Source organism: Ruegeria sp. CH8, from assembly GCF_056536985.1.
Window position 1 is genome coordinate 1 of the sequence record NZ_JBQFQR010000038.1, and the last position, 21,681, is coordinate 21,681.

General features: G+C 54.7%; 15 protein-coding genes and 1 pseudogene. All 16 read left to right on the top strand.

Annotated elements, in window-relative coordinates:
* Nucleotides 1-208: pseudogene (locus ACR0ER_RS23700) on the top strand (IS6 family transposase); the annotation flags it as partial.
* Between the two features lie 427 nt (nucleotides 209-635).
* Nucleotides 636-1,676, top strand: a complete 1,041-nt coding sequence (locus ACR0ER_RS23705; RefSeq protein WP_480771003.1) for a LacI family DNA-binding transcriptional regulator — start codon at nucleotides 636-638, stop codon at nucleotides 1,674-1,676.
* Between the two features lie 113 nt (nucleotides 1,677-1,789).
* The gene (locus tag ACR0ER_RS23710; protein WP_480771004.1) at nucleotides 1,790-3,097 is read left to right on the top strand and encodes an ABC transporter substrate-binding protein; all 1,308 of its coding nucleotides are present in this window, start codon (nucleotides 1,790-1,792) and stop codon (nucleotides 3,095-3,097) included.
* A 120-nt stretch (nucleotides 3,098-3,217) separates the two neighbouring features.
* Nucleotides 3,218-4,084: a carbohydrate ABC transporter permease gene (locus ACR0ER_RS23715; RefSeq protein ID WP_170336223.1), complete on the top strand. Its 867-nt coding sequence runs from the start codon at nucleotides 3,218-3,220 to the stop codon at nucleotides 4,082-4,084.
* A 10-nt stretch (nucleotides 4,085-4,094) separates the two neighbouring features.
* Nucleotides 4,095-4,925 carry a carbohydrate ABC transporter permease gene (locus ACR0ER_RS23720; RefSeq protein ID WP_170383439.1) on the top strand — a complete coding sequence of 277 codons (831 nt, stop codon included), beginning with the start codon at nucleotides 4,095-4,097 and terminating at the stop codon, nucleotides 4,923-4,925.
* Nucleotides 4,926-4,937: 12 nt separating this feature from the next.
* Nucleotides 4,938-5,942 (top strand): ABC transporter ATP-binding protein, encoded by a 1,005-nt coding sequence (locus ACR0ER_RS23725; protein ID WP_480771005.1) that lies wholly within the window; start codon nucleotides 4,938-4,940, stop codon nucleotides 5,940-5,942.
* Nucleotides 5,939-6,712: an L-iditol 2-dehydrogenase gene (locus ACR0ER_RS23730; protein ID WP_368039659.1), complete on the top strand. Its 774-nt coding sequence runs from the start codon at nucleotides 5,939-5,941 to the stop codon at nucleotides 6,710-6,712. The genes ACR0ER_RS23725 and ACR0ER_RS23730 overlap by 4 nt, the downstream gene beginning before the upstream one ends.
* Nucleotides 6,700-8,175, top strand: a complete 1,476-nt coding sequence (locus ACR0ER_RS23735) for a mannitol dehydrogenase family protein (protein WP_480771006.1) — start codon at nucleotides 6,700-6,702, stop codon at nucleotides 8,173-8,175. Before ACR0ER_RS23730 ends, ACR0ER_RS23735 begins: the two co-directional genes overlap by 13 nt.
* A gap of 164 nt (nucleotides 8,176-8,339) precedes the next feature.
* Nucleotides 8,340-8,597 (top strand): helix-turn-helix domain-containing protein, encoded by a 258-nt coding sequence (locus ACR0ER_RS23740; RefSeq protein WP_480771007.1) that lies wholly within the window; start codon nucleotides 8,340-8,342, stop codon nucleotides 8,595-8,597.
* A gap of 2 nt (nucleotides 8,598-8,599) precedes the next feature.
* Nucleotides 8,600-10,978, top strand: a complete 2,379-nt coding sequence (locus tag ACR0ER_RS23745) for a glycogen/starch/alpha-glucan phosphorylase (RefSeq protein WP_480771008.1) — start codon at nucleotides 8,600-8,602, stop codon at nucleotides 10,976-10,978.
* Nucleotides 10,975-13,182, top strand: coding sequence for a 1,4-alpha-glucan branching protein GlgB (gene glgB, locus ACR0ER_RS23750; protein ID WP_480771009.1), 2,208 nt, complete (start codon nucleotides 10,975-10,977; stop codon nucleotides 13,180-13,182). Before ACR0ER_RS23745 ends, glgB begins: the two co-directional genes overlap by 4 nt.
* A 28-nt stretch (nucleotides 13,183-13,210) precedes the next feature.
* Nucleotides 13,211-14,470: a glucose-1-phosphate adenylyltransferase gene (gene glgC, locus ACR0ER_RS23755; protein WP_170336239.1), complete on the top strand. Its 1,260-nt coding sequence runs from the start codon at nucleotides 13,211-13,213 to the stop codon at nucleotides 14,468-14,470.
* A 1-nt stretch (nucleotide 14,471) separates the two neighbouring features.
* The gene (gene glgA, locus ACR0ER_RS23760) at nucleotides 14,472-15,908 is read left to right on the top strand and encodes a glycogen synthase GlgA (protein ID WP_480771010.1); all 1,437 of its coding nucleotides are present in this window, start codon (nucleotides 14,472-14,474) and stop codon (nucleotides 15,906-15,908) included.
* Complete coding sequence (gene glgX, locus ACR0ER_RS23765; RefSeq protein WP_480771011.1) at nucleotides 15,905-18,010, top strand: glycogen debranching protein GlgX; 2,106 nt, start codon at nucleotides 15,905-15,907, stop codon at nucleotides 18,008-18,010. The genes glgA and glgX overlap by 4 nt, the downstream gene beginning before the upstream one ends.
* A complete protein-coding gene (gene malQ / locus ACR0ER_RS23770; RefSeq protein WP_480771012.1) occupies nucleotides 18,010-20,004 on the top strand; it encodes a 4-alpha-glucanotransferase in 1,995 nt (664 codons plus the stop codon). Before glgX ends, malQ begins: the two co-directional genes overlap by 1 nt.
* Nucleotides 19,995-21,626: an alpha-D-glucose phosphate-specific phosphoglucomutase gene (locus ACR0ER_RS23775; RefSeq protein ID WP_480771013.1), complete on the top strand. Its 1,632-nt coding sequence runs from the start codon at nucleotides 19,995-19,997 to the stop codon at nucleotides 21,624-21,626. The genes malQ and ACR0ER_RS23775 overlap by 10 nt, the downstream gene beginning before the upstream one ends.
* The last annotated feature ends 55 nt before the right edge of the window (nucleotides 21,627-21,681 follow it).

Consider the following 21,681-nt stretch of genomic DNA (forward strand, 5'->3'; position numbering starts at 1 on the left):
TAATCGGGTTGAGAACTCTCACCTGCCGTTCCGACGATGAGAACGCGCCATGCAGCGTTTCAGGCGCATGCGAAGTTTACAGAAATTCGCCTCCGTCCACTCCTCCGTTTACAACCGCTTCAACCATGAAAGATCACTTACCTGCCGAGACACCTTCAAGCTGACACGCACCGCCGCTCTCGCAGAGTGGCGCGAACTTGGTGCGGCATACAATCGACACTGTAGCATCACTCATAAAGCTAAGGGCAAAGGTCGCTGGTCTCTATTGATTTACCCGTAGGTCTTAACAGAAAAATATGCTCGCGGTGGGCAGGGACTGAACGGCATCTTGGCACCCCTGATCTAAGGGCTGGTACCACGTTGCTCAACAACCTCTCCCGCCAGCACAGAATTAATTCGCCGATCACGACATGCCAAAGTCACGTTTTTTTCTTCGGTAGGTTTCCTTCTGTACCTATGGCACTCTTTTCTGAAGTACATTTCTAAGCCATTTCAATCTCGTATCTCGGTAGAAATTGAGTGCCGAAGTTCCTTGTGAGGAGGACAGCTTGCGACTCTCAGAGCCTAACTTGACACAGCAGGTCTTTCATTACTAAATTTGACAAAAGTTGTCGCGCGATATGTTATAAATTGGTATGGGGAAAAATTTGCAACGTAAAATCCGAAATATGGAAGAGTTTGCAGCTATCAGTGGGATTTCTCGACCTACCGTCTCGAAGTATTTCAACGATCCTGAAAGCGTGCGCGTTTCCACAAGAAAAAAGATCGAAGCAGCGCTGGAAGAGTATGATTATCATCCGAACGTTTTCGCGATGAACCAAAACAGGCGCACCACCAAGAACATTGGCGTTGTAGTACCTAACTTAGCTGACCCGTTCTTTTCCGAGATCGGCAGACGTGTGGAGCTTGCATGCATTGAGGCCGGTTACAGCCCGATTTTACTCAGTTCGCACGGTAATCCGGAAATGGAGCGAGATAACCTTAACTCCCTTAAATCCCTGAAACCTGCTGGTGTATTATTGGCACCGTTTGGCAGGCTGTCCGATACAGACGCCGTTAAAGCATTTGATGCAGATATTCCGGTCGTCTTGTTTGATGCCAACATGTCTGATGTCGGACGGGCATTTGTAGGTACCGATCATTTTCAAAGTGTAGACTTAATGGTTGAGTACCTCTGTCGCAGTGGCGAGCCGCCTTGTTTTTTTGAGATGAAGAAACCTCTGAACCCGAATGCCAACAAACACCGACAAGCCTATATTGAAAGCATGGAACGGCACGGTAAAACGCCGAGCATTTTTCGAGTAAACGGAGAAGGCTGGAACTTCGAGGAAATTGGAAAAGTTGAAGGGGGCCGGCTTTTGTCCGATGGAGCATTCAGCACTAACACGATCCTCTGCAGCAATGATCGCTTTGCAATTGGTCTTTTGTCAGCCGCCTATGGCCTTGGCTTTAAGGTTGGCCATGGTCCGGAATGTAACCTCAGGATTGCAGGTCACGATGATCACCCGTTTTCCAGATTTACTTGCCCCCCTCTGACGACAATCGCGCAAGATTACGAAGCTATCGCGAATTGGTCGGTGTCCACATTGTTTGCATTGTTCGAGAAGGGAGAAGTCCCGTCGGAAAGGCAGGAAAAACTGTTTGAGGGCCGTTTGATCATGCGGGAGTCGGCCTGAGGATTTGTTAATGCGCAGTCACCTTTAAATTTACGCGCGTAAATTTTCAATTGACTTCGCGTTGTGATTTTGACTAGAGTCGGAGCCATCATCCAACGAGGAGGAGAATTAGGATGTCATTCAAACAAGCTCTATATGCGGCGACGGCAATGACACTCGTCACTGCAAGTGGTGCGCTCGCAGAGAATCTTGTCATTGCCACCGTGAACAATGGCGACATGATTCGCATGCAGGGATTGACGCAGGACTTCACCGACAAGACCGGCCACACGGTCGAGTGGGTCACACTGGAAGAAAACGTATTGCGCCAGCGTGTCACCACGGACATCGCCGCAAAGGGCGGTTCTTTCGACATCATGACAATCGGCATGTACGAAACCCCGATCTGGGGTGCCAACGGATGGCTGGTCTCGCTTGACGATCTTTCAGCCGAATATGACGCCGATGATATCCTGCCAGCCATGCGCGCCGGTCTGAGCCACGACGGTACGCTCTATGCTGCACCGTTCTATGGCGAAAGCTCGATGATCATGTACCGCACCGACCTTATGGAACAGGCCGGTCTGGAAATGCCCGATGCCCCGACATGGCAATTCATCCGTGAAGCCGCCGCGGCAATGACCGACCGCGACAACGACATCAACGGCATCTGCTTGCGCGGCAAGGCAGGTTGGGGTGAAGGCGGAGCCTTTATCACCGTAACCGGAAATTCCTTCGGTGCACGCTGGTTTGACGAAGACTGGAATGCCCAGTTCGATCAGCCAGAGTGGAAAGAGGCGCTGACCTTCTTCGTCGATATGATGGAAGAATCCGGCCCCACAGGCTACGCGACCAACGGCTTCAACGAGAACCTGAACCTGTTCCAGCAAGGCAAGTGTGGCATGTGGATTGACGCTACCGTTGCTGCCTCGTTTGTGACCAATCCGGACGACTCTACCGTCGCTGACAAGGTAGGCTTTGCTCTGGCACCAAATAGTGAAGGTGTCGACAGGAAAGCAAACTGGCTCTGGGCATGGGCGCTGGCAGTTCCCGCCGGAACGCAAAAGGAAGCTGCAGCAAAAGAGTTCATCGAATGGGCAACGTCAAAAGACTATATTGAACTTGTCGCCGAGAACGAAGGTTGGGCAAACGTGCCACCGGGTGCGCGTACTTCGCTGTACGAAAACCCCAACTATCAGGCGGTTCCCTTCGCCCAGAAGACGCTGGACTCAATCCTGGCAGCCGACCCGACAAATCCGACAGTTAAGCCGGTGCCATATGTTGGTGTCCAGTTCGTGGCCATACCGGAATTCGCGGGTATCGCGACTGAAGTGAGCCAGGAATTCTCGGCCGTCTATGCGGGTCAGCAAACCGTTGACGAGGCGCTTGCCAAAGCTCAGGCGCTGACAAACGACGCTATGGAAGCAGCTGGCTACCGCTAAGCGCTCCATCGGTCTCGGGCAGCACTCTTCTCCCAAGTGTTTCCCGAGACGCCCTTAATTTTCAAAAACTCTGCACTGTTTAAGATAGCCTTATGGCAATCAACAGAGGAGGTATGCCCGATGGCTACTAAACACTCCCGATCAGCGGCGCGGCTTATGATGGCCCCAGCGGTCATCTTGCTCCTCGGCTGGATGCTCGTTCCATTGATCATGACTCTCATTTTCTCATTCAAACAATACCTTCCGCTGCGTGGCGGAGACCTTGGGTGGGTAGGTTTCGACAACTACGTTCGCTTTGTCAGCTCCAGCGCGTTCTGGCCGTCGGTAGTGGCCACACTGACCATTGTTGGTGGGGTTCTTTTGATCACCGTGATCATTGGTGTCTTGCTGGCAATCTTGTTGAACCAGCCAATGTGGGGGCAAGGAGTCGTCCGCATACTGGTCATCGCTCCGTTCTTTGTCATGCCGACGGTTTCAGCTTTGGTGTGGAAGAATATGTTCATGGATCCGGTGAACGGCCTGTTCGCGCATCTTTGGCGCTTTTTCGGAGCCGAACCAATCGCATGGCTGTCTGAGGCTTCACTACCTTCAATCGTCCTGATCGTTTCCTGGCAATGGTTGCCTTTCGCTACACTCATCCTGTTGACTGCGATCCAATCTCTGGACGGTGAACAGTTGGAAGCTGCGGAAATGGACGGTGCACCGCCTTTAAAGCGGTTCGGTTACATCACTCTACCGCATCTCAGCCGTGCAATTACGATCGTGGTTCTGATTCAGACAATCTTCTTGCTGGCAATCTTTGCGGAAATATTTGTCACGACCGGAGGTGCATTTGGTACTCGCACCCTGACCTACCTGATTTTCCAGCGCGTTCTTGAAAGCCAGAACGTCGGCCTCGGTTCCGCAGGTGGTGTCTATGCAATCATTCTCGCCAATATCGTTGCGATCTTCCTGATGCGCATCGTCGGCAAGAACCTGGACGCGTGAGGAGGACAAAATGGCCCGCGCAGTAACTCAACAACGTAAGATCATCAACACAGCCGCCGCCTGGGGTGTTGGACTGCTGATCTTTTTCCCGATCCTCTGGACTGTCCTGACCAGCTTCAAAACCGAAGCCACCGCAATTGCAGACCCTCCGGTGTTCCTGGCCTTTGATTGGACGCTTGAAAACTACTCTGCGGTGATGGAGCGGTCCAACTACGCCCGGTTCCTCTGGAACTCAATCATCATCGCCGGGGGTTCGACAATATTGGGCATCATCGTCGCGGTGCCCGCGGCCTGGTCGATGGCTTTCGTTCCTTCCAATCGCACCAAGGACATTCTCCTATGGATGCTGTCCACCAAAATGCTCCCGGCGGTTGGGGTTCTGTACCCCATCTACCTTATCTGCATCAAACTTGGCGTCCTCGATAGCAGGGGAGCGCTGGTCATCATCCTCATGTTGATGAACCTGCCGATCATCGTTTGGATGCTGTACACATACTTCAAGGAGATCCCCGGTGAGATCCTGGAAGCGGCTCGAATGGACGGTGCGACGCTGAAAGAGGAAATCCTCTATGTCCTCACACCGATGGCAGTTCCCGGTATAGCCTCAACCCTGCTGTTGAACTTCATTCTGGCCTGGAACGAGGCGTTTTGGACACTGAACCTGACGGCAGCCAATGCGGCTCCGCTGACAGCCTTCATTGCCAGCTATTCCAGCCCCGAAGGCCTGTTCTTTGCCAAGCTCAGCGCAGCATCAACCATGGCCATTGCGCCAATCCTCATTCTTGGCTGGTTCAGCCAGAAACAACTTGTCAGCGGCCTGACCTTCGGCGCCGTCAAATAAGGAACTTGACCAATGGGACAAATCAAACTCAACCAAGTGACCAAAAGCTTCGGAGACGTTCAGGTTATTCCGCCTCTGGACCTCACGATTGGAGACGGCGAATTCACAGTTTTTGTCGGACCTTCGGGCTGCGGTAAATCCACACTGTTGCGCCTAATCGCTGGACTCGAAGACATCACAACGGGTCACATCGAAATCGACGGCTCGGATGCGACGGATGTGCCCCCTGCCAAGCGCGGTTTGGCAATGGTCTTCCAGTCCTATGCTCTGTACCCGCATATGTCGGTGCGCAAAAACATCGCGTTTCCGATGAAGATGGCAGGGATCGATGAGGATGAGCAAAACCGCCGGATCGAAGGAGCCGCAAAGGCGCTGAACCTTACCGATTATCTGGATCGGCGTCCGGGACAGTTGTCAGGCGGTCAGCGTCAGCGCGTTGCGATTGGTCGGGCAATTGTACGGGAGCCCGCCGCGTTCCTTTTCGACGAACCGTTGTCCAACCTCGACGCGGCCCTACGTGTCGGAATGCGGCTTGAAATCAGCGAACTACACGAGCGGCTCAAGACGACAATGATCTATGTGACACACGATCAGGTCGAAGCCATGACCATGGCGGACAAGATCGTTGTTTTACGGGCGGGTGTAATTGAACAGGTGGGTTCACCGCTTGAGCTCTATCATAGTCCACGCAACGAATTTGTTGCGGGGTTCATCGGGTCCCCGAAAATGAACCTGATCAGTGGGGCTGAAGCCGAAAAGAACGGGGCAACCACAATCGGCATTCGCCCGGAACACACAGATGTCAGTACGACCGATGGGATGTGGAAAGGCGTCGTCGGAGTGGCCGAGCACCTGGGGTCAGACACTTTCATTCACGTCCATGACACAGGGCTTGCTGACATGGTGACGGTGCGGATTACCGGTGACATCCAAGCGAAGCATGGCGACACGATCTTCCTGACTCCGCAGATGGACAAGTTGCACAAGTTCGACGCTCAAGGTCTGAGGATCGAATAATGCAACTGGCTGGAAAAACAGCCCTGATCACAGGCGCCGCCCGAGGAATCGGGCGGGCCTTTGCGGAGGCCTACGTCAACGCAGGCGCTCGGGTTGCCGTCGCCGACATAAATATAGATGGCGCCCGCCAAAGCGCTGCTGCACTTGGCGAAAATGCGATCGCTGTGGCTATGGACGTGACTGACCAGACCAGCATCGACAACGCAGTGACAACGACGTTGGCAGAATTCGGTCACATCGACATTCTGGTCAACAACGCGGCACTTTTCACAGCCGCCCCGATTGTTGAAATCGAACGCGCTGACTATCAGCGCGCTTTTGACATCAATGTAGCGGGCACGCTCTTCACGATGCAGGCCGTCGCCCGACACATGATCGAGCGCGGGAAAGGTGGCAAGATCATCAACATGGCGAGCCAAGCCGGAAGGCGCGGTGAGCCGTTGGTTGCGGTCTATTGCGCTACCAAGGCGGCGGTCATCAGCCTGACTCAGTCGGCGGGACTGAACCTGATCAGGCACGGAATAAACGTGAACGCAATTTCTCCGGGTGTCGTCGATGGCGAGCACTGGGACGGCGTGGACGCGTTCTTTGCGAAGTACGAAGACAAGGCACCCGGACAAAAGAAACAGGAAGTTGATGCCGCCGTACCCTACGGACGCATGGGTACACCCGACGATCTGACCGGAATGGCTGTTTTTTTGGCAAGTGATGCGGCGAACTACATCGTCGCACAAACTTACAACGTGGATGGTGGGCAATGGATGAGCTGATCTCCCTTTCGAATGCGACACTCGATCAATTGACTGTCGAACGCCCAAGATATGACCGCGCTGCGCTGAAACCCGGCATCCTGCATGTAGGCGTCGGCAATTTCCACCGCGCGCATCAGGCTTGGTACCTGCACCGTTTGATGCAACAGGGCAAAGCCAAGGATTGGGCTATCATAGGGGCAGGCGTACGCCCTTATGATGCGGTAATGCGGGAGAAACTTCTCGCCCAGGATTGCCTCACGACCCTAATCGAACTCGACCCGGAAAAAATCTCTGCCGAGGTCATAGGCTCGATGATCGACTACCTGCCTATTGAAGACGGCAACGGAGCGCTAATTCGCACGATGTCGAATCCGGCCATCCGCATCGTTTCTATGACCGTAACCGAAAGTGGCTACTACGTTGATCCAGTTACGAACGGGTTTGACGCCAACCACCCTGACGTTCAGCACGACGCCCAAAATCCTTTGGCGCCCCGAACGGTCTTTGGTGCAATGGTGGCCGCTCTTCGCATGCGACGCGACGCAGGGCATGCGCCCTTTACCGGACTAAGTTGCGACAATCTTCAAAGCAACGGTGACGTCCTTAGACAAACCGTCATTTCGATGGCTCGCTTGTCCGACCCTGAACTGGCCGATTGGATTGACACCAACGCGACATTTCCGAATTCGATGGTGGATTGCATCGCCCCTTCGACCGGTCCAAGCGAACTTGCACTTGCCATAGATTTTGGAATTGACGATGCTGCTGTGGTCACACACGAAGCGTATCGCCAATGGGTGATTGAAGACAATTTTTGCGCGGGGCGTCCGGACTGGGATGAGGTTGGCGCAATCTTCACTGATGACGTTCATGTGTTCGAAACTATGAAAATCCGCGTCCTCAATGCCGGGCATCAGGTGCTCGCAAATGTGGGTGAGATATTAGGGCTTCAGACGATTTCCGAATGTATGAGGCACCCGGTTGTTTCGCAGTTCTTTGGTAAAGTTCAGAGAACTGAGATAGCGCCAACGGTTTCATCGGTTTCCGGAAAAAGGCCGGAAGAGTATGTAGGCCTCGTTGAAAGCAGGTTTTCAAATCCAAGGATTGTGGACACGACCCGACGCGTGGCTTTCGACGGTTCAGCGCGCCATACAGGTTTTGTTTTGCCGATATTGCGAGACCAGTTGAAGGCTGGGCGTTCCGTTACCGGTTTAGCACTCGTCGAGGCGCTATGGGCACGTATGTGCGCAGGCACACGCGAAGATGGTAGTGTGATCGAGGCGAATGATCCGATTTGGGATAGACTGAGTGAGGCAGCCCTTGCCGCCAAGTCGAACCCGGCGGTCTGGCTTGAACAAAGTCGGATTTACGGCGACTTGAAGGACGCCAAACCGTTTTCCAGTTCGTTTTCCAAGTGGCTCGACATGGTTTGGCAGAATGGTTGCGAAGCTGCTCTTATCGCGTACGTTGATGAGGCTTGAGGCAAATCTGTGGGTGGTGTCAGTCGTACTTTTGATAGGAAATACTGGTTGACCGATCAGGAGTGTAAATCGCGTAGATCGCGGATGTGTTGGACCCGTTTTGAAGAAGTTCAGGTAGGGCAGGCTTGCTCATCTGCGATCCCCCAAAGAGTCTGGAGAAAAACGTGAAACCAGAACAGCTTAGAATGGCCCGCAACGCGCTTGAATTGTCTATGAAGGGATTTGCCGATTTGTCGCGGGTTTCTCATATGACCGTACACCGGTTTGAAGCCGGAAAAAGCGGCGTGAAGCACGCTATGATCGAAGCCATACGTGCAACGCTTGAAGCCGAAGGTGTTCAATTCCTCAATTATGGAAGTGTGTCTGACGGCATAGGCGTCGCAATCAAACCCAACCCGACCAAAACTATTGGCCCTGTTTAATCATGCACTCACAAATCCTCAGACATCTCACCTATTCGCTCGGCAAAGACGCAGAACATGCGTCGACCTATGATTGGCGAATGGCGGTTTCCTTAACGTTGCGCGACCGCATAGTTGACCCTTGGTTCGAAAGCACGCGTGAGACGTACCAGTCAGGCGCAAAACGCGTTTACTACCTTTCGATGGAGTTTTTGATTGGTCGACTTGTCGAAGACATGACCGCGAATCTGGGGCTGACGGAAGAGGTTAGGGAAGCTCTTGCGGAACTCGGCCAAGATGCGTCGGTCGTATTCAACGACGAACCTGATGCCGCCTTGGGGAATGGCGGCCTCGGACGGCTAGCGGCCTGTTTCATGGATTCACTCGCTACTCTTGGCATTCCGGCTTATGGTTACGGCATCCGCTATGAGCATGGCTTGTTCGAGCAGAGTTTTGTCGAAGGTCGGCAGGTCGAAAAAGCGGAAACCTGGTTAAACCAGCGCTTCGCCTGGGAGTTTGAGCGTCCCGAAGTCCGATACCGGATCGCCTTTGGCGGCTATGTTTCCCATCACGATGGGAAGGCGGAATGGCATCCCGCCGATACGGTTCTGGCCCAAGCATTTGATACGCCGGTCGTTGGTTGGAAGGGCACGTGGGGTAATACTCTGCGCCTATGGTCAGCCCGGCCCGAGAACGAATTTGATTTGGAGAGCTTCAACAGAGGCGACTATTTGGCCGCCAGCCGATCAGAGGCACTGGCGCGTACGATTTCGCGGGTTCTCTATCCCGATGATGCCACCGATGCAGGCAAGGAGCTGCGGCTTAAGCAGGAATACTTCTTTACCGCCGCATCTATTATGGATCTGCTGCGCCGTTTCCTAAGCGATCATGGCGACATTCGAGAACTGCCAAATGCAGTCGCGATCCAGCTCAACGATACACATCCGGCGATTGCGGGCCCTGAATTGGTGCGCATTTTGGCGGATGAGCATGACCTGCCTCTGGATGAGGCGATTGCTCTGGCGCGTCGTTGCCTTGGCTACACCAACCACACGCTTCTGCCCGAGGCGCTGGAGCGTTGGCACGAGGGGTTGCTGGGTCGTGTTCTGCCGCGGCATCTGGAAATTATCCGAGCCATTGACGAGCAACAGCAACAAGAGTTTCCGGGCAGTCCGCGTATCCTCAAGCATGGCGAAGTCCACATGGGCGAACTGGCATTTATCATGGCATACAAGGTCAACGGCGTCTCGGCTTTGCATACCGATTTGGTGAAAGACACTGTCTTTGCCGACTTGAACCGCATTCATCCTGCGCGGATCATCAACCAGACCAACGGTATTACTCCGCGTCGGTGGCTGCACACCAGCAACCCGGTTCTGAGCAATCTGATCACCCGCGAAATCGGAGATGGCTGGGTGGCGGATTTAGAACAACTGAAACAACTCAAAGCCCGCGCAGAGGATCAAAGTTTCCTGAACGACTTCAGCGCCGCCAAACGTCACAATAAAGCGCAACTTTCGAACTGGATTGCGGCCAAATGCGGTGTCTTGGTCGATCCAGACGCTATCTTCGACGTTCAGATCAAGCGTATTCACGAATACAAGCGCCAGCTTATGAACATTCTGGAGACGGTCGCGCTTTGGAACGAGATGCGGGATAATCCTAGGTTCGAATGGACCCCGCGCGTTAAGATTTTTGGGGGCAAGGCCGCACCAGGATATCACGTTGCAAAGCAGATCGTGCGGCTCATCAATGATGTGGCCAAGGTCATAAATTCTGATCCCGTGACCGGTGACGTTCTGAAAGTCGTATATCCTGCCAATTACAATGTCACGATGGCGGAAAAGCTGATCCCAGCGGCAGATTTGTCTGAGCAGATTTCGACCGCCGGCAAAGAGGCGTCTGGGACTGGAAATATGAAATTTGCCCTGAATGGTGCGCTGACGATTGGCACACTGGACGGAGCAAATGTTGAAATCCGTGAACATGTAGGCTCGGGCAATTTCTTCTTGTTTGGTCTTACCGCGCAGGAAGTCATGGAACGTCGCAAGGTGCACGAGTACTCGCGCGCCGCAATTTCAGCCAGCCCACGGCTGGAGCGCGTTCTGGGGCAGATTTTCGAAGGCCAGTTTTCACCTGAGGAACCTGGCCGGTATCACTCGCTGATCGGCACACTTTATGATCATGACTACTTTTTGGTTACGTGCGACTTCGACAGTTACTTCGACACGCAACGCCGCACCGATGTCGCATATCGCAACAGTCAAAACTGGGCTGCTATGGCTCTGCAGAATACGGCCAGTATGGGTTGGTTCTCGTCAGACCGGACGATCCGGGGATACGCCCGCGATATCTGGCAGGCGGATAGCGTGCTGACCAAGCCATTGGGTAAATCGGCATGAGCAGCGACCTCATCCAATCTGGGGAGGCTGCGGCCATCGCGCGGGGCGAGCATGGCGATTCGTTTTCGGTTCTTGGGTTGTTTGAGGTCGACGGACGTTTGATCATTCGGTGCTTTCACCCCGAGGCGGACACGGTCGAGGTGCTGGACCGAAAAACCGGGCGCGAGCTGTGCGCCCTGACTCGGGTTGACGATGACAGCGGAGTTTTTGCAGGGATTATTCCGCGCCGGAAAAATCGGTTCCCATATCTTCTGCGACTGACGAGACAAGCCGATACATGGACAGAGCCAGACCCCTATGCGTTTGGTCCGGTCTTGGGTGAAATTGATGAATATCTTCTGGGCGAGGGCACACACGGTCAGCTGTGGCGCGCGCTTGGGGCGCATGTCATGTCTCATGAAGGTTGCGATGGTGTGCATTTCGCGGTCTGGGCACCAAATGCGCGGCGGGTTTCGATCATCGGTGACTTCAATGGCTGGGACGGACGCCGCAATGTGATGCGGCGACGTGGTGCGACAGGTGTGCATGAGATTTTCATGCCCGGTCTGGGCGATGGCGCTGTCTACAAGTTCGAAATCGTTGGTTCTGACGGGCATCTTATGCCCGAGAAAGCTGATCCTGTTGGGTTCGGTTCCGAACTGCCGCCCAAAACAGCCTCGGTCGTCCGCGATCTTGGACGCTATAGCTGGGCAGATACCGCTTGGATGGCCAATCGAGTTTCACGCCACAGAGTGGATCAACCAATTTCAGTCTACGAGGTGCATCTGGAAAGCTGGCGGCGAGTTCCAGAACAAGACAACCGGTCGCTAAGCTATCAGGAACTGGCGAGTGATCTGGTGGCTTATGCCAGCGATATGGGCTTCACCCATATCGAACTGACCCCAATATCGGAATATCCCTTTGGTGGCTCATGGGGGTATCAGCCCGTTGGATTGTTCGCGCCAACTGCGCGGTTCGGAACACCCGACGATTTTCGGGCGCTAGTGGATGCGTGCCATCAGGCTGGCATGGGCTTGATCATCGATTGGGTGCCTGGCCATTTTCCATCCGATCCGCATGGGTTGGGGCGGTTCGATGGGTCCGCCCTGTATGAACACCTCGACCCGAAAGAGGGGTATCACCCCGATTGGAACACTCTGGTCTATAATTATGGCCGAGCCGAAGTCGCCAACTATCTGATCGCGAATGCAAAATTCTGGGTAGAGGAATACCATATCGACGGTCTTCGCGTCGATGCGGTGGCTTCGATGCTTTATCGCGACTACTCGCGGGAAGAAGGCGAGTGGATCCCGAACGTCCATGGTGGGCGCGAAAATTTGGAGGCCATCAGTTTCTTGAGGCAGATGAACGAGGCCGTTTATGCCGAACATCCCGACGCGATGACCATTGCTGAAGAATCCACTGCCTTCCCGGGTGTTTGCGCCATGACGTCCGAGGGCGGGCTGGGCTTTGGCTTCAAATGGAATATGGGATGGATGAACGACACCCTGCGGTATATGACCGAAGACCCCGTGAACCGTAAGTATCACCACGACAAGATGACCTTCGGGCTGCACTATGCGTTTTCCGAGAATTTTGTGCTGCCCCTCAGCCACGATGAGGTTGTTCACGGCAAAGGATCACTGCTTGGCAGAATGCCGGGTGATGACTGGCAACGCTTTGCTAACTTGCGCGCCTATTACGGATTTATGTGGGGCCATCCCGGCAAAAAACTGATGTTCATGGGAGGCGAGTTTGCGCAGGTTGCTGAATGGAACCACGAACAAAGCTTAGACTGGCACCTGTTGGAGCACCCCAACCACGCAGGCGTGCAACGGTTGGTGCGCGATCTGAATGCGCTCTATCGTGAAACACCCGCCCTTTACCTACAAGACACGCGTTCAGAGGGGTTCCGCTGGATCGATGGCGGTAACGCCAATGACTCGGTGTTTTCCTGGGTTCGTTACGGCGAGGAAGACAGCCCGCCAGTGTTAGTTGTCGCCAATTTTACCCCAGTGACCCGAACCGATTTCCGCGTTGGGGTACCCATGGCCGGTCATTGGGCAGAGCGATTGAACACAGATTCCATGTATTACGGCGGCAGCAATCAGGGCAATGGGGACGGGCTGAATTCAGAACACATCGCAGCGCACGGCTGTGAACACTCTGTGGTGATGACAGTCCCACCGCTTGCCACAGTGTTCTTTGAATACAGGCGCCATTAGATCGGAACCATCATTGGGAGGACATCCGTTGAAACAAGATCGCCGCAGATTGGCAAATCAGACCATGGCCTATGTCCTTGCTGGTGGCAGGGGAAGTCGCCTCAAGGAAATGACAGATATCCGTGCGAAGCCTGCAGTCTATTTCGGTGGAAAGACGCGGATCGTCGACTTCGCGCTATCCAACGCTGTGAACTCGGGCATACGACGGATTGGTGTCGCAACTCAATACAAGGCGCACAGCCTGATCCGGCACCTGCAACGGGGCTGGAGCTTTTTCCGTGCAGAACGCAACGAGTCTCTGGATATACTGCCCGCGTCCCAACAACTGGATGAGGACAACTGGTACAAGGGCACCGCTGATGCCGTGACCCAGAATATCAATATCCTGCGCGGCTATGGGCCGAAGTACATCCTCGTGTTGGCTGGGGACCATATCTACAAGCAAGATTACTCACTGATGATCGAACAGCATGTGCAATCCGGTGCAAAGGTAACAGTGGGCTGCATCGAAGTTCCGCGCGAAGAAGCCAAAGGCTTTGGAGTAATGGACGTTGACGACACAGACAAGATTCTGAGTTTTGTTGAAAAACCCACCGACCCGCCGTCGATGCCGGGCGATCCGGATATGTCGCTGGCCAGCATGGGTATCTACGTATTCGAGGCCGAATACCTCTATGACCTTCTTCATGCCGACGCTGTGTCGGAGACATCCAGTCACGACTTTGGAAAAGACATTATCCCGGCGATCGTCGCTGAAGGTGGGGCGATGGCCCATCCGTTTAGCCGATCCTGCGTGATGTCCGGGCTTGAGGATAAACCGTACTGGCGCGATGTGGGAACAATTGATGCCTATTGGCAGGCAAATATAGACCTGACCGATTTTAAGCCGGGTTTGGATATATATGCCACGGACTGGCCGATTTGGACTTACTCGGAACTGACACCTCCGGCGAAATTCATTCACAACGAGGAAGGTCGCCGCGGTCAGGCTGTGTCTTCGATGGTATCAGGCGGCTGCATAATTTCGGGCTCGTCTTTGTATCAATGCCTGCTGTTTACAGGGGTTAAAACCCATTCCTACTCGCAGCTGGAGCGCGTGGTCGCCCTGCCATACTGCGAGGTCGGACGCCGGGCATATCTGAAGAATGTCGTCGTCGACCGGGGCGTCAAAATCCCACCGGGTTTGATAGTAGGGGAAGACCCGGAACTTGACGCCAAGCGGTTCAGACGCACAGAAGGCGGTGTTTGCCTAATAACCCAAGCGATGATCGAAAAACTGGACCTGTAAAATGAAAGTACTGATGGTCGCTTCGGAGTGCACCCCATTCATCAAGACCGGAGGGCTGGCGGATGTGGTCGGTGCACTACCTGCCGCATTGTCCCAACAAGATATCGATTGTCGCATTCTGTTGCCGGCTTACCCCTCATTGCAGCCGTTGCTCAGTGACGGGAACCAAGTTGCTCAGTTCGATGACTTGCCCGGGGGATATGGTCAGCTTGTCTTAGTATCTTCGCAAGGTATTGACATGCTTTTGCTTGACGCCCCGCAATTGTTCGATCGCCCGGGCCTGCCTTACACGGACCCCAACGGCGAGGATTGGCCGGACAATCATCTGCGCTTTGGCGCGCTGGCGCAGGCTGCGACGCGGGTTGGATTGGATGGCATAGAAGCTTGGATGCCTGATGTCGTTCACGCTCACGATTGGCAGGCTGCTTTGACCCCGGTTTACCTGAAACAGTCCGGTCGAGTGGCGCCAAAGTCGGTTTTGACAATCCACAACATAGCTTTTCAGGGGCGGTTCGGCCCACATGTCCTGTCCGAATTGGGATTGAGGGGAGACTGGTTTCATCCCGAAGCACTCGAGTTTCATGGAGACCTCGGGTTTCTGAAAAGTGGGTTGATGTTCGCCGACCGGATCACGACTGTCAGTCCAACATACGCCCGCGAAATCCTGACACCACGTTATGGCATGGGTCTGGAAGGTGTTCTGAAATCCAGAGAGAGAATTCTCAGCGGTATCCTGAACGGAATTGACACCGGCACATGGGATCCTTCCAGCGATCCGGCGTTAAATCGCGGCTACAACGCAAGAAGTCTGGGACGCAAAGCTGAAAACCGCGCCGGGATTGCAGAACGCGCTGGGCTGGACCCCGAGGCAACTGGTCCTCTATTTTGTGTCATCAGTCGACTGACCGAACAAAAGGGATTGGACGCATTGGCCGATGCAGTGCCGCATATCGTCAACCGTGGTGGTCAACTGGCCGTGCTTGGCTCAGGACAGGCGGCGCTGGAACAGGCCTTTATTGGTGCCAGTCAACGGTTTACCGGTGCGGTGGGCGCTGTAATCGGATACGACGAGGCCTTTGCGCACCTTTTGCAGGGTGGTTCCGACGCCATCCTGATCCCGTCGCGGTTTGAACCGTGCGGTCTAACCCAACTTTATGGGCTTCGATATGGGACCTTGCCTGTCGTCGCACGCACCGGGGGCCTCGCGGACACGGTAGTTGACGCCAATATTGCGGCGCTCAACGCGGAATGCGCGACTGGTTTTGTTTTTGACGATGTGTCGGCAAGTGGAATCGAGGCCGTATTGGACCGGGTTTTTGACAGTTTTGCCGATAAGAAAAGGTGGCAAATGATGCAGCGCGCGGCGATGCGGCAACCCGTTGGGTGGGATCAATCGGCGTTGGACTATGCTCAAGTGTATCAAGGTTTGTCTGAATGAAGGATATCGGGCCCGCGCAACTGACTATCCAATCGGGCGACCCGTCGCGGCTCGGTGCCCATTTCGATGGCGATGGCGTGAACTTTGCCCTATTTTCCGAACACGCCTCACGTGTCAATCTGTGTCTATTTGACGAGGATGGCGGAACGGAGCTTGCCCGACTCGCAATACCTGAACGTAACGGTGCGGTTTGGCATGGCTATGTTCCCGGCCTTAGGCCCGGCGCGCGATACGGATACCGAGTGGAGGGTCCGTTTGTACCGGAACGCGGACACAGGTTCAATGCCAACAAGTTGTTGCTTGATCCCTATACACGCGAGCTCCACGACCGTGTAACCCATGATCCGGCGATCCTCGGCTACTTGCCCAACTCTCCGTACGGAGATCTATCCTTTAGTGAAACCGATAGCGCGCCCTACGTCCCCAAATCCGTCGTCTCGCACCCTTACAGCTTCTTGCCGGATGCGGTGACGCTTGGAAGACGCTGGAACGGCACGTTCATCTACGAGGCGCATGTCCGGGGCGCTACGATGCTACACCCTGATGTCCCCGAAGCGTTGAAGGGCACCTATGACGGGCTGGCTTCACAGCCCGTTCTTGACCATCTGACGCGACTGGGTGTCACTGCAGTGGAAATTTTACCCGTCCACGCTTTCACGTCCGAAGGTGCCCTGCATGCGCGGTCGATGCGGAATTATTGGGGTTACAACACGATAGGTTTCTTCGCGCCCGAGCCCCGCTACTTCGGGCCATCAGGGGTTTTCGGGTTTCGCGCAATGGTTGACCAGTTTCACGAAGCGGGAATCGAGGTCATTCTGGACGTGGTCTACAATCATTCCGCCGAGGGCGATCATCTGGGACCTACGCTCAGTTTTCGCGGAATCGATAACGCCTCGTACTACCTACTGCCCGAGGGCCAACCTCGGTACTATGTCAACGACACCGGTACCGGAAACACGCTGAAGGTTAGGCATCCGTTTGTGCTGCGGATGGTGATGGATAGTCTGCGGTTTTGGGTGCAGTGCATGGGCGTCGACGGTTTCCGATTTGATCTAGCCACGACTCTGGCACGCGAGGCGCATGGGTTCGAAGTAGGCGGCGGTTTCCTGGACGCCTTGCGGCAAGACCCGGTGTTGGCAGGGGTCAAGCTGATCGCAGAACCTTGGGATGTCGGTCCGGGCGGCTATCAATTAGGGCGGTTCCCGCCTGAGTTTTCGGAATGGAACGACCGCTACCGTGACACTGTACGTAAGTTCTGGCGCGGCGATGGACATTCGGCGCAGGACATGGGTTCGGCCTTGTTAGGCTCGGCGGATCTATTTGACACCAAAGGCCGGCAGGCCTCGTCTTCGGTCAACTTTGTCGCCTCGCATGACGGTTTCACACTGGCCGACACGACTCGCTACATTCAGCGCCACAATACCGCCAATGGCGAAGAAAACCGCGATGGGCACCACAGCAACTACAGCGACAATTTCGGTGTCGAGGGGGACAGCGATGATCCCGAGATAGTCGCCGCCCGTCAACAAAGGTTACGCAACATGCTGGCTACCGTTTTCCTGTCACAGGGAACTCCGATGTTACTGTCTGGCGACGAGGGCGGAAATTCGCAGAATGGCAACAACAACGCTTATTGTCAGGACAACCCGGTAAGTTGGATCGACTGGAGTACTATGGACGGTGACTTGGTCGAGTTTGCCTCAGCGTTATCAAGCTTCCGATCCAAGCATCCCGTTCTGAACCAGAACCGGTTCCTGCACGGCGCTAAACGATCGGACGGGCTGCCAGATGTCGAATGGCGTGCAATGGACGGATCTACCTTGAATTGGCGCGACCCGGGACTGTCCAGCCTGTGTCTAATTCTGCGCGGCTGTGCCGAATGCGTGGCAGGCGATGCCCTTTCCGATACAGTCCTTTTGGCCTTTAACCGAGAAGATGGGGAGTTGGAGCTGCAGTTGCCACCAAATGGTGAAAGTGTTTGGTGGCGAGAAATTGATACTTCGGTCGTTCGCCAGTCATCTCTTGAGATGGGCTCGCCGACGACGCGTATATCGGCAAATTCCGTAGTTGCTTTTGTCTTGAGAGAACGGTCTGCGGGTTGATGAGCAGCGACGACAAATTGCGACAGCTGGCGCAGGAGTGCGGTATTCACCTCGGCTATGACGCTTGGGACGGATCGCACCAGGCCACTTCACCGCCAACCCTGAAAGCTCTATTGCGTGCGTTGAACGTCGAAGTAGGCACGGAAAAATCCATTGGCGAAGAATTGCGGGCGCGCTGTTCCAGACGGACAGCCAGAACGTTACCCGTCGAGCAAGTCATTCTGGCAGAGGAGCCGTTTGAATTTGCGCTGACCAAACCTTGTGAATGGCATGTACTGGATGACCAAGGTCACGAAATGCAGGCGGGTCGAAGCGATACCAGTCTGACGCTGAAACCTCTGCCCGTTGGGTATTTCACATTGGTTACGCGTGGATCGGGCCCCTGTGAAGAAGTATTCCTGCTGAGCCGCCCGGCACACGCGCCGACAATTGCAGACTTGACCGGGTTGCAAAAGGCTTGGGGTGTGTCCGGTTCAGTTTTTGCGCTGCAGTCCCGAACAAACGGTGGATTGGGAAATTACGCGGATCTCGGTCAGGCGATGTCGCGCATCGGGCAGTCCGGCGCGACATATTTTGGGATCAATCCAGTCCACGCGTTGGGATGGGCGGCACATGATACAATCAGCCCTTATTCACCCAGTCACCGAGGTTTTTTGAACGTCGACCATATTGCGAGTGACACTCAGTTCGAAACCGGAACAATCGGCGAGCTGATTGATTACAAGGCTTTTCGTAGGCAACATCGCCCAGCACTAGAGGCGGACTATGAACGATTCTGCCAAAACGCGACAACCGCAGACCGCAGCAAACTTCAGGCCTTTTGCAAAGCTGAGGGCCTTGAACTGACCCGGTTTGCGACATTTGAAAGTACCAGCGAAACGCATGGTAGCGATTTCCGCAATTGGCCATCACAACTGCGTAAGCCCGAAGAAACTGCCCCGAAACCCCGGGACGGGTTCCACGCTTGGCTGCAATGGAAAGCTTCAAATCAGGTGGAAGCCGCCCAATTATGCGCAGTTCAATCCAGGATGGCGTTAGGTCTTTACCTAGACCTGGCGGTCGGCGCACGCCCCGGAGGCGCCGAGGTTTGGATGCATCAAGACCTGATCGCACGCGGCGTCTCAATCGGTGCTCCACCTGATCAGCTAAGTCCTGCCGGACAATCCTGGACATTGGCGGCTTACGCACCCAACAAACTTTCGGAAAACCGCTACGAACCCCTGCGGACATTGTTACGAAAACTGATGGCGCAGGCAGGGATCATCCGGATTGATCATGTTCTGGGCCTGATGCGCAGTTTCTGGGTGCCGGAGGATGGCAGTCCGGGCGCTTATGTATCACAGCCTTTCGAAGCGCTTCTTGCTGTTGTGGCTATCGAAGCCTCGTACAATCGCTGTTGCGTCGTTGGCGAGGATCTAGGGTTGGTACCTGTTGGATTTCGGGAGCGTCTTAAAGCATCGGGTCTCTACAGCTACGCGGTTTGGCAATTTGAAGGCACATCCGACGGCGCATTGCGGTCCGTTCAGGACTTACACCCGTTCACGATGGCCTGTTTTGGCACACACGATACTCCAACGATCAGGGGGTTCTGGCGCGGGCGAGATATCGAGTGGTGGCGTTCCATCGGATGGCTGTCGTCGGACGAGGCGATAGGGCTGCACGGCGCGCGGGCCATCCAGCGCAATTCACTACGTCAACACTCCAGCATTCCTCCGAGCGCGACGCTGGATGACGTCTGCCATGCAATCCATCGGGAATTGGGGAAGAGCCCGGCGGAGCTGGTTACGGTGCAATTAGACGATCTTCTGGGAAGCGAACAGGCCCAGAACCTGCCTGGCACGATAGACGAACATCCGAATTGGCGACGCCCCACATCTAAGGATGTCGAAACATTTGCCTGCGTTCAAAGTCTAAACAAAACCAGCAATTCGATGGGGTCGAAACGGAACCCAAGCGCTGTCCTTGAAGAAAAGGAAATTGATCCATGTCTATAGTATCACGTTCCTGCATACCGTTCTCTGGCCAAAAGCCGGGGACATCCGGACTGCGAAAAAAGACGCGTGTCTTTATGCAACCCGGCTATCTTGAGAGCTTTGTTCAATCTATCTTCAACGCTATCGGTGGCGCAAAGGGCAAGGACTTCGTTATCGGGGGCGACGGGCGGTTTTTCAATGCAGAAGCGATTCAGGAAATATTGCGCATGGCCGCGGCCAATGAAGCAAAGCGCGCGATCATCGGTCAGAATGGATTATTGTCAACACCTGCCGCGTCTAATCTGATCCGCAAGCGCGAGGCCGACGGCGGTTTTATTCTTTCGGCAAGTCACAACCCTGGTGGCATAGACGCGGACTTCGGTCTGAAGTTCAACGGTACCAATGGCGGTCCGGCCTCCGAGAGTCTGACAGAAAAATTCTACACGCATTCGCAGAACCTTAGCGAGTATACCACGCTGGACGCTGATGACATCGATCTCAGTCGAGTTGGCGTTTCAGAGCTTGAAGGCATGGTTGTGGAAGTTGTCGACCCGGTGGCAGATTACGCAGCACTGATGCGCGAGATCTTTGATTTCAACAGGATCAGGGCACTGCTTGCCGACGGATTCACCCTGAGTTTTGATGCAATGCACGCCGTAACGGGACCTTACGCCACCGCAATACTCGAGGATGAATTGGGCGCTCCGAAGGGGTCGGTTCTGAACGCAGTTCCTTCAGTCGATTTTGGCAAGGGGCATCCTGACCCCAATCCGATCTGGGCCAAGCCGCTGGTCGACTTGGTTATGTCTCCCGATGGTCCAGACTTTGCAGCGGCTTCGGATGGAGACGGCGACCGCAACATGATCCTGGGCAAAGGTATCTATGTCACGCCCTCCGATAGTCTTGCCGTGCTGGCCGCCAATGCCCACCTCGCCCCGGGTTATGTCAAGGGGTTGGCTGGGGTCGCCCGCTCGATGCCAACCAGCGCAGCCGTTGATCGTGTCGCTGAAGGGCTGGGGCTGGACTGTTATGAAACGCCAACGGGCTGGAAGTTCTTCGGAAACCTGCTGGACGCGGGCCGCATTACGCTATGCGGCGAGGAAAGCGCCGGCACCGGCTCGGACCACGTGCGCGAAAAGGACGGCTTGTGGGCCGTGCTGCTGTGGCTGAACATTCTGGCCGAGCGTCGGATTTCAGTTCGTGACGTGATGGTAGACCACTGGCAGACTTATGGCAGAAACTACTATTCACGGCACGATTACGAGGCCGTAGACAGCGCGAAGGCTTCTCAGATGATAGCTGATTTGACCGACCGGTTGCCGAAACTCCCGGGAAGTGAAGTGGGCCGCCTTGTTGTGGCAACTGCGGATCAGTTTTATTATAAAGATCCGGTGGATGGTTCGGTCGCCAAAAACCAGGGCATTCGCATTGTTTTCGAGAACGGTAGCCGCGGCGTGATCCGCCTATCGGGAACAGGGACAGACAATGCTACGATACGAGTTTATCTTGAGCAGTTTGTACCGAAAGATGGCGACCTGAAGGTGGAAACACAAACTGCTTTGCGCGACGTCTCAGACGCCTTGGCGCTGATTTCCAAGCTTCAAGAAAAATGTGGGCGTGCGTCACCGGATATAATGACCTAGTTTCATAGCGCCACACTGAAGGACGCGTTGGGGGGTGTTGTCAGAAGAACCTTTG

Coding starts and splice junctions, on each gene's coding strand:
- ACR0ER_RS23705 (WP_480771003.1), top strand. CDS start 636: ATGGGGAAAAATTTGCAACGTAAAATCCGAAATATGGAAGAGTTTGCA.
- ACR0ER_RS23710 (WP_480771004.1), top strand. CDS start 1,790: ATGTCATTCAAACAAGCTCTATATGCGGCGACGGCAATGACACTCGTC.
- ACR0ER_RS23715 (WP_170336223.1), top strand. CDS start 3,218: ATGGCTACTAAACACTCCCGATCAGCGGCGCGGCTTATGATGGCCCCA.
- ACR0ER_RS23720 (WP_170383439.1), top strand. CDS start 4,095: ATGGCCCGCGCAGTAACTCAACAACGTAAGATCATCAACACAGCCGCC.
- ACR0ER_RS23725 (WP_480771005.1), top strand. CDS start 4,938: ATGGGACAAATCAAACTCAACCAAGTGACCAAAAGCTTCGGAGACGTT.
- ACR0ER_RS23735 (WP_480771006.1), top strand. CDS start 6,700: ATGGATGAGCTGATCTCCCTTTCGAATGCGACACTCGATCAATTGACT.
- ACR0ER_RS23745 (WP_480771008.1), top strand. CDS start 8,600: ATGCACTCACAAATCCTCAGACATCTCACCTATTCGCTCGGCAAAGAC.
- glgB (WP_480771009.1), top strand. CDS start 10,975: ATGAGCAGCGACCTCATCCAATCTGGGGAGGCTGCGGCCATCGCGCGG.
- glgA (WP_480771010.1), top strand. CDS start 14,472: ATGAAAGTACTGATGGTCGCTTCGGAGTGCACCCCATTCATCAAGACC.
- glgX (WP_480771011.1), top strand. CDS start 15,905: ATGAAGGATATCGGGCCCGCGCAACTGACTATCCAATCGGGCGACCCG.
- malQ (WP_480771012.1), top strand. CDS start 18,010: ATGAGCAGCGACGACAAATTGCGACAGCTGGCGCAGGAGTGCGGTATT.
- ACR0ER_RS23775 (WP_480771013.1), top strand. CDS start 19,995: ATGTCTATAGTATCACGTTCCTGCATACCGTTCTCTGGCCAAAAGCCG.